This window comes from Rhodococcus sp. P14 (assembly GCF_000256505.1).
GTDB classification, from domain to species: Bacteria; Actinomycetota; Actinomycetes; order Mycobacteriales; family Mycobacteriaceae; genus Rhodococcus; species Rhodococcus ruber.
The window spans coordinates 1-7,762 of the sequence record NZ_AJFC01000004.1; the positions used below are offsets into that span (position 1 = coordinate 1).

A 7,762-nucleotide genomic window follows, 5' to 3' on the forward strand; every position below is an offset into this window, starting at 1 on the left:
GCCGACTTGTTCTATCTCAAATAGAACAATATGCTGGTGTCGTGCTCATCAGACTGGATCCGAACTCGCCGGACCCGCTGTTCGTGCAGCTGGCTGCGGCCGTGCGCGGCGCGGTGGCCCGCGGCGAGGTCCGGGCGGGCGAGCGCCTCCCCGGTGCACGCGACCTGGCCGCCTCGCTCGGCCTCAACGTCCACACCGTGCTGCGGGGCTATCAGCAGCTGCGCGACGAAGGCCTGGTGGAGCTGCGTCGCGGACGCGGTGCGGTCGTCACCGATCGCGCCGAAACCGGCTATGCCGCCGTTCATTCCGCCGTCGCTGAGGTCGTCGCGCACGCCAAGCGCGTCGGGCTGAGCGCCGACGGCCTCGTCGACCTGATCAGAGCGGAGTACAGATGACAGACGATCCCGGCACCGGCGGGCGCCCCGCCGGCCGTATCCTCCTCGGTTCCACGGTCGCCCCGCTGGGGGTCGCCGCCGCCGGCGCGCTCGTGCTCCGGAACTGGCGTGCGCAACTGCCGGATCCGATCGCGACGCACTGGAACCTCGACGGCACCGCGGACGGATTCGCCGGACTCCCCGCAACCATCGCGCTGGTGCTGGGATTCGGTGCGCTGTTCGCCGCCCTCGGTTTCGGTCTCGCCCGGGCTGCCGCCGCCGACCCCGCCCTCACCCGCGCGGTCGCCGCGACCGTCACCGGCACCGTCGCGTTCGTGACCACCCTGATCGTGCTGGCGACCGGCTCGCAACGGGGTCTCGCCGACGCCACCGCAGCCGCACCGCCGGGGACGTCGCTCCTCGCCGCACTCGGCGTCGGCCTCGCCCTCGGGGCCGCCGCCGCGGCGATACCACGGTGGTCGCGGGGACCCGCCACTCCCCCGGCCGCGGAGGCACCACGAATTCCGGTCGGCACAGACGAACTCGTGGTGTGGACCCGCTCGGTGGCCACCGGCAACGTCACGACGAGCGCGCTGGTCGCGGCGATCGGCCTCGTCGCCGCGATGGGCGTGCTGACCCGGCTGTGGATCCTGCTGGGCCTGGCCGTGCTGCTCGCGGTGCTGGTGGCTGCGACCTGCTCGATCCGCGTCACCGTCGACGCCCGCGGGGTCACCGTCGCGGGAATGTTCGGGTGGCCGCACCTGCACACTCGGCTCGGTGACATCGCCTCCGCCTCCGTCACCGACGTGGCACCGCTGCGGCACTTCGGTGGCTACGGATACCGCATGGCAGTGTTCGGCCCGCTGCGCGGTGCACGGGGGTTCGTCCTGCGCGGTGGCCCTGCCCTGGTGCTGCACCGGCGCGACGGCGCGCGCACCCTGGTCGTGGTCGACGACGCCGCGACCGCCGCCGGACTCGTCAACAGTCTCGTGGAGCGGAGGGGCGGCGCCAGGACCGACCCGAGCCGCTGAACCCGGCCGGGCGGGAGCACCGCGACACCCGGCCGTGCACCGTTCGTGGCCGTCGTCCGCCCGTGGTTCACCACGCCAGCCCGAGGTCGACGGCGGCCAGGCCGGCCCGCGTGCGGTTGTCCACCCCGAGCTTGACGTAGACGCGCTCGACGTGGTTGCGCGCCGTCTTCTCCGCGATGCACAACTCTGCGGCGATCTGCCGGTTGGAGCGGCCCCGGGCGACGAGCCGCAACACCGCCACCTCCCGGGCGGTCAGTCCGGCCGGCCAGGGCGCGCGTCGCACCTGCCGGTGCCCGGCCGCCGTCAGCACCGCCTCGACGGCCTCGGCGTCGAGGCGGCCGCCGCGGGCCTCTCGCCGCAGGCGCTCCGCCGCGTGATCGGGGGTGAGCGCATCACGATGCGGCCGGGGTTCCCCGAAGCGCTGGTACGTCTCCGCCGCGGCGAGCAGCCGATCGGCGACACTCAGGTCGCGACCGCGGACGCCGTTGGGATATCCGGAGCCGTCGAGGCGTTCGCGGTGCGTGGTCGCGACGGCGACGACGTCCTCCATGCCGGTGACACGGCTGAGGATCCGCCCGGTCAGGTACGGATACAGCCGGACCCGCTCCCATTCGGTGGCGGTGAGCGGACCGGGCTTCTCCCAGATCCGGTTGGACACCCCCATTCGCCCGAGACCGTGGACGAGACCGGCCCGGTAGAGCACCGCGGTGTCCGTCTCCGGCAGGCCGCGCAGGCGACCCGCCGCCGCCGCGAGTTCGGCGACGGACCGCGAATGGCCCAGCAGGAAAGGGACTTTCAGGTCGACAAAGTCCGCCGTCGCGCGCAGCAGCGCGTCGAGTTCGCCGTCGGCGAGGACGCACTCACGGTCGGGTGCCCGATCCAGTGCCGCCGCCCATGCGTCCCGTTCGAGCAGATCGTGGGTGAACTCGTCCGCACCCTCCCGGAACACCCGTGCCACCCGCGGACAGAACTGGGTCCCGCTGCGCGCTCGGGCGACCTCGACGGCCCGCCACGGCCCGCCGGTTCGCAGATGGACCTCGCAGACCTCCGCCAGGTGCACAATGTGCATCTCGAGCGGGATGTCGTCGCCGCGTACCCCCGCGGGTAGCCCGGCCCCGTCCCATCGTTCGAACGCATAGGCCAGGGCCGCACCCACCTGCCGGTCGAGGCCCACCCGGTCGGACAGCGCTCCCGCCGACGCGCAGTGCGAACCGATCAGTTCGGCCATGCGACGGCGGGCGGTCAGCAGGAACGCGGCGACCTCGAGTCCGCGACGCGGGCCGTCGAGCCCGCGCCCGACGTGACCCGTCAGCATCCGCAGGAACGGCAACCCCGTCATGTCGACCCCGTAGGTGTCGGCGCGGAGTGCGATGTCGTCGCCGAACACCTGCGCCAGTTCGTGCGAGTCGGCGTGGCATCCGATCCAGGCGACGAGGTTCGCGTAGTAGACGACGGCCTGCTGCCGGGCGTCCAGCCCCATGCGCTCGGCGATCCGTCCGGCCAGTACGGCGGAGCGCAGCATGTGCTCCATGGGCTGCCCCAGGCCCAGGTCGATCGCCAGGGACAGCGCTGCGAGCAACTCGGCGCGCCGCGGCCCGTCCCGCGGCGCCGGAGACGACCCGCTCCTGCGCTGCACGGCTCCATTGTCCTCCGCCGCGGGAATCGGGGGCCCGCCCGGGCAAAAGATGAGGCATCGGCCCCATGCCTTCCGGACACGACACGGCGCACGATCGGAACAACCGAAACACCGCAGGAGGACGACATGAAGACCACGCCGCAAGCAGCCGCCGAGGAGCCCCGCGTCCTGGCCGGGGTCGCCGGGGAACGGTTCACCGGATACGCGGTGATCGGTGCACCGTTCGCCAGTGGGCACTGTCTGGCACTGCGCCGGTTCACCGCCGGATCGGTGGGCCCGGCCTTCACCTCGGTCTGGCATCGCGACCCGCACGGCCGGTGGACCGTCTACAGCGATGCCGCGCCGGAGCACGGATGCCCCCGCTACCTCGGCGCCGCCCTCAACCGGACGGTGCGCACCGACGTCGCCGCCGCATGGACCGGCCCGTCCCGGCTGCACATCACGGCCGGCGACGACGTCGTCTGGGACGTAGAGGTGACCTCGTCGCCGTCCACCGCCCTGGCGACCCTGACCGGTCGGCTCCTACCCGACCGCATACGGCACCACCCCGCGGTCCTGGCCGCGGTGGCGCGCCTCGCCGGGCCGGTCCTGGGCGCCGGCCGGATCCGCCTCACCGGGGACGTACCGAACGGACAGTGGTTCCGTGCCGCACCGCGCCGGTTGTGGTCCGTCCGCACCGTCGCCGCGACGGTGGGCGGCGTCGACCTCGGCGACGACGGGCCGCTGCCCGAACAGGAGCGGCTCGGCGATTTCCGGATTCCCCAGCGCGCCCTGTTCGCGACCGTCGACGCGTGGTTCGAACCGTTCGATCCGCAGCGGCACGCGCCGGCGTGCCCGGGCGATGCGCTCACCTGCTGACCCGCGCCGGCACTTGCGCGTGCGATGATCTTGTGGACCATCGAGGGGGTGCCATTGTCTGAAAGCATCGTGCCGGTGACGAGTAGACGAACCACACGGGGGGCGTCCGACGATCCCGTGTACGTGCCGCTGCGCAGCATCTCCGGAGCGGCGACAACGCTGCAGGAGGCGGTGGCGCGGCAGAACGCCACGGACTACTACGAGGTCCGCGCGGCGATGGACGCGGAGTACTACTGGCGCGCCGTGGTGCAGACCTTCCAGATCGCCGACGAGTCGTTCCTGCACGCCTCCCGCGGCACCCAGGACGGTGCCGACATCTCCGCCCACGTGATGGCCCGTGCCGCGGACTGGGTGGCGAAGACGGAACTCGCCGTGGAAGGCACCCGGATGTACGGGGCCCTGGTCGCGTTCACCCAGGGCGTGGGCGACGGGTACGCGGCGGTCGAGTCCTGGGCCGAGGCCACCAAGCGCGCGAGCCGATAGGCCGCTGCGCGGCCCGTGCGCGTTTCCGGTAGCGGTGGCTACCGGAAACGCGCACGGCTAGAAGTGGATCGCGGCGCGCTCGCCCTCGACGATCGCGGCGTCCGCGCGCCGCGGGGTGAGCGCATCACCGATCCGCACGACGTGGAAGGCGCTGTCGCGCAAGGCTGTCCAGAGTTCGTCCGCCGGATCCTGATGGGTGGCCACCACCACCCGGTCGACCGTGCGCTGGTGCGCGACGGCGGTCGGGTGGTGCCGCAGCGCCACGTCGAGCCGGCCGTCGCGTTCGGCGACGGCGGTGACGAGCGTGTCGGTCAGCTGTTCGATGCCGAGGGTGTACGCCCGGCGGGTCCAGCCCTCCATGTCGAGGGTCAGCCCGAGGTCCTGGCCGACGATCATCCCGGCCGTGCAGACGGTGACCGCGGCGCCGCGGCCGGCGAGCAACTCCGCCACGGACGTCGCGTGGTGGAAGCCCAGGTCGTCGACGACGAGGACGTCGCCGTGCGGTGACACCCGGTCGTCGAGGACGTCGCGGACGTCGACGACGAGGTCGGTGTCGCCGGCCCAGTCCGGGCGCCGCGGTCGCGCACCGGTCGCGACGACGACCGCGTCGGGATGCGCGTCGCGCACGACCGCGGCGTCGACGTGCACGCCGGTGCGGATCTCCACGCCCGCGCGCCGGCACTCGATCTCGAGACTGCGGACCAGACCGCCGAGCTCGCCGCGGCCCGGCGCGGTTGCGGCCGTGCGGATCTGCCCGCCCAGCACATCCGCGCTCTCACAGAGGGTGACCCGGTGCCCGCGCTGCGCGGCGGTCGCGGCGGCGCGCAGCCCGGCCGGGCCGCCACCGACGACGAGGATCCGCCGGCCGGGCCGGCGAGGATCGGGCAGCGGCTGCGCCTCGCGTCCGGCGCGAGGGTTGGCCACGCAGCCGATCCACCGCCCGAGGCCGACCCGCCCGATGCACTCCTGGTTGCAGGCCAGGCACGGGCGCACCGCCTCGTCGTCGCCGGCGAGGGCTTCGGCGGCGAAGTCGGGATCGGCGATCTGGCCGCGCACGACGCCGACGAGGTCGCAGCGCCCGGCGGCGAGCGCCGCCTCGGCCTGCGCCGGGGTCGTGAAGCGACCGACGCCGACCACCGGCAGGCGCACCCGCCGCCGGATCGCGTCGGGCACGAAGAGCGCGTAGCCGTGCGGCGTCGCCATGGACGCCTCGATCAGGTGCAGCGTCTCGGTGGCCACGCCGATCGAGGTGTTGACGTAGTCGACGTGCCCGCTGTCCTCGACCAGGGCGGCGAGCGCGACTGCGTCGTCGAGGGTGATCCCGCCGTCGGTGCCGTCGTGCCCGCTGAGCCGGACCCCCACGACCAGGCCGGGCCCGACGGCCGCGCGCAGCGCCGCGACGACCTCGAGCAGGAACCGTGCCCGGTTCCGGAGCGGGCCGCCGTACCGGTCGGTGCGGCGGGTGGGGGCGGGCGACAGGAACTGCCGCACGATCGACGCCTGCGAGCACTGCAGTTCGACACCGTCGAACCCGCCGGCACGGCAGTGTGCGGCGACGCGGGCATACCCGTCGACGAGCTCGCGGATCTCGTGCTCCTCGACGGCCTTGGGCACCTCCCGGAACAGCGGGTCGGGCACGGCGCTCGGGGCCCACAGCGGCAGGCCGGTGTACATGCCGGAGCCCTGGGCGCCGTTGTGGTTGAGCTGCGCGAGGATTCGCCCCCCGTGGCCGTGCACGGCCTCGGTGATGCGCCGGTAGCCGGGCACCACGGCGGGGTCGTAGCCGCGGATGAGCTTCTCGTAGGGCCGGTCCGTCGGATGCACGGTGTGTTCCTCGGAGACGATCAGACCGGCCCCGCCGCGGGCCCGCGCGGCGTAGTAGGCGGCGTGCTGTGCGGTCGGCAGGCCGTCGACGGCGAAGTTGGTCAGGTGCGCGGAGAACACCACCCGGTTGCGCAGCGTGACCGGGCCGAGCCGCAGCGGGGCGGCCAGCCGCGGGTACGGTCGGGCGGAGCGGGGCTCGCTCACACCTTCGAGTTCCCCTGGTCGAGGGCCATCTGGCTGCCGGTGATCGTCCTGGCCCGGTCGCTCGCGAGGAACAGCACGGCCTCGGTGATGTCGTCGACGTCGGCGATCGGCTTCTCGGTGAGGATCGGCGCGAAGCTCGGCAACCAGTGCGGGTACTTCTCGAACATCTTCAGCGCACCGTGGTCGGTGCCCATCGGCGTGTTCACGCCGTAGGGGTGGATGGAGTTGACCCGGATGCGGTACTCACCGAGCTCCTTGGCGGCGGTCTGGGTCAGGCCGACGAGGCCGAACTTCGCAGCGGCATAGTTGGCCTGGCCGGGCATGGCCTTCAGACCCGCGACGGAGCTGACGACGACGATCGACCCGCCGTTGCCGGCCTCGATCATGGCGGGCGTGGCGGCCTTGAGGGTCTTGAAGACGCCGGTGAGGTTGATGTCGATCAGTTCCTCGAACTGCTCGTCGGGCATCTCCCAGAAGCGGTTCCAGTTGCAGATGCCCGCGTTGGCGACGACGACGTCGAGGCGGCCGAACTGGGCGACGCCCTCGTCGACGACGGCCTGCAGGGCGGCGCTGTCGCGGACGTCGGCGATGCGGGCGTGGATCTTCGCGCCTTCGGCCTCGACGAGCTGGACGGTTTCGTGGAAGTCGGCTTCGGTGACCGGCGCGTACGTGTTGTACGCCGAGACGGGTCCGGCGATGTCGACGCCGATGATCGAGGCGCCCTCCCGCGCGAACCGGATCGCGTGGTTGCGGCCCTGGCCGCGCGCGATACCCGTGATGAACACGACCCTGCCGTCGAACTCGCCCATGTGCCGATCCTTCCGATCCCAGCGTTTTGGAACAGGTTACAGTTCGGATCCGAGTGCGTGGCCCTCGCGTACCGCGTGGTGGACACTGCGCGGCGCGAGGCAGTCCCCGATCCGCACGAGCCCGGTGCGGTAGAGGCTGTCCTCCGGCAGACCCGGGGCGCAGTCGACGAGCAGCGCGCCCGCGACGTCGGTGCGCTGCCCGGTCAGCCGGTGCTCGAGTTCGACGGCGTCGGCGCCGACCCGGCGCACGGTGACCCCCAGATGCCGGGTGACTCCCGCTCGCTGGAGCCGGGCGTTGGCCGCGACCAGGTCGCCCGTCGGCGCGAGCCGGGCACCGGCGATCGGGTCCGTCGTCGCATACGAGACGTCGTACCCCTGGGCGGCGAGTTGTTCCGCGATGCCCACGGCGACGGGCCCGCCGACCGGATCCCACACCACCACCGGCCGCACGGGGATCGGGCCGCCGGCGAGCAGCCCCGCGGCGGTCACGACGTGCCCGTCCTCCGCCGGGTACTCGGGGGGCCGGTCGCGGCTGGCGGGGGG

7 protein-coding genes and 1 pseudogene are annotated in these 7,762 nt (G+C 73.1%); 4 read left to right on the plus strand and 4 right to left on the minus strand.

Annotated features, from left to right (window positions below):
* Positions 1-41: 41 nt before the first annotated feature.
* Together OEY_RS0100175 and OEY_RS0100180 are read left to right on the plus strand one after the other, a co-directional pair.
* Positions 42-395, plus strand: a complete 354-nt coding sequence (locus tag OEY_RS0100175) for a GntR family transcriptional regulator (RefSeq protein WP_010591941.1) — start codon at positions 42-44, stop codon at positions 393-395.
* The gene (locus tag OEY_RS0100180) at positions 392-1,405 is read left to right on the plus strand and encodes a DUF1648 domain-containing protein (RefSeq protein WP_010591942.1); all 1,014 of its coding nucleotides are present in this window, start codon (positions 392-394) and stop codon (positions 1,403-1,405) included. Before OEY_RS0100175 ends, OEY_RS0100180 begins: the two co-directional genes overlap by 4 nt.
* 67 nt (positions 1,406-1,472) lie before the next feature.
* Here the strand turns inward: OEY_RS0100180 and OEY_RS0100185 are convergent, their stop codons facing one another.
* Positions 1,473-3,041 (minus strand): HD domain-containing phosphohydrolase, encoded by a 1,569-nt coding sequence (locus OEY_RS0100185; protein ID WP_010591943.1) that lies wholly within the window; start codon positions 3,039-3,041, stop codon positions 1,473-1,475.
* Between the two features lie 126 nt (positions 3,042-3,167).
* Between OEY_RS0100185 and OEY_RS0100190 the strand changes: the two genes are divergently transcribed.
* Positions 3,168-3,899, plus strand: a complete 732-nt coding sequence (locus OEY_RS0100190; protein ID WP_010591944.1) for a hypothetical protein — start codon at positions 3,168-3,170, stop codon at positions 3,897-3,899.
* A gap of 75 nt (positions 3,900-3,974) precedes the next feature.
* A complete protein-coding gene (locus OEY_RS0100195; RefSeq protein WP_228287072.1) occupies positions 3,975-4,382 on the plus strand; it encodes a hypothetical protein in 408 nt (135 codons plus the stop codon).
* A 57-nt stretch (positions 4,383-4,439) separates the two neighbouring features.
* Here OEY_RS0100195 and OEY_RS0100200 read toward each other — a convergent pair whose 3' ends face one another.
* The 3 genes and pseudogenes from OEY_RS0100200 to OEY_RS27840 form a co-directional block, all read right to left on the minus strand.
* Positions 4,440-6,410: a mycofactocin system FadH/OYE family oxidoreductase 2 gene (locus OEY_RS0100200; RefSeq protein ID WP_010591946.1), complete on the minus strand. Its 1,971-nt coding sequence runs from the start codon at positions 6,408-6,410 to the stop codon at positions 4,440-4,442.
* Positions 6,407-7,219 carry a mycofactocin-coupled SDR family oxidoreductase gene (locus tag OEY_RS0100205; protein ID WP_010591947.1) on the minus strand — a complete coding sequence of 271 codons (813 nt, stop codon included), beginning with the start codon at positions 7,217-7,219 and terminating at the stop codon, positions 6,407-6,409. Before OEY_RS0100205 ends, OEY_RS0100200 begins: the two co-directional genes overlap by 4 nt.
* A gap of 36 nt (positions 7,220-7,255) precedes the next feature.
* Positions 7,256-7,762, minus strand: a pseudogene (locus OEY_RS27840) (2,4-dienoyl-CoA reductase); the annotation flags it as partial.

Bases quoted from the DNA above. Each gene is read 5' to 3' on its own strand.
- OEY_RS0100180 (WP_010591942.1), top strand. From the start codon at position 392: ATGACAGACGATCCCGGCACCGGCGGGCGCCCCGCCGGCCGTATCCTC.
- OEY_RS0100190 (WP_010591944.1), top strand. From the start codon at position 3,168: ATGAAGACCACGCCGCAAGCAGCCGCCGAGGAGCCCCGCGTCCTGGCC.
- OEY_RS0100205 (WP_010591947.1), bottom strand. From the start codon at position 7,219: ATGGGCGAGTTCGACGGCAGGGTCGTGTTCATCACGGGTATCGCGCGC.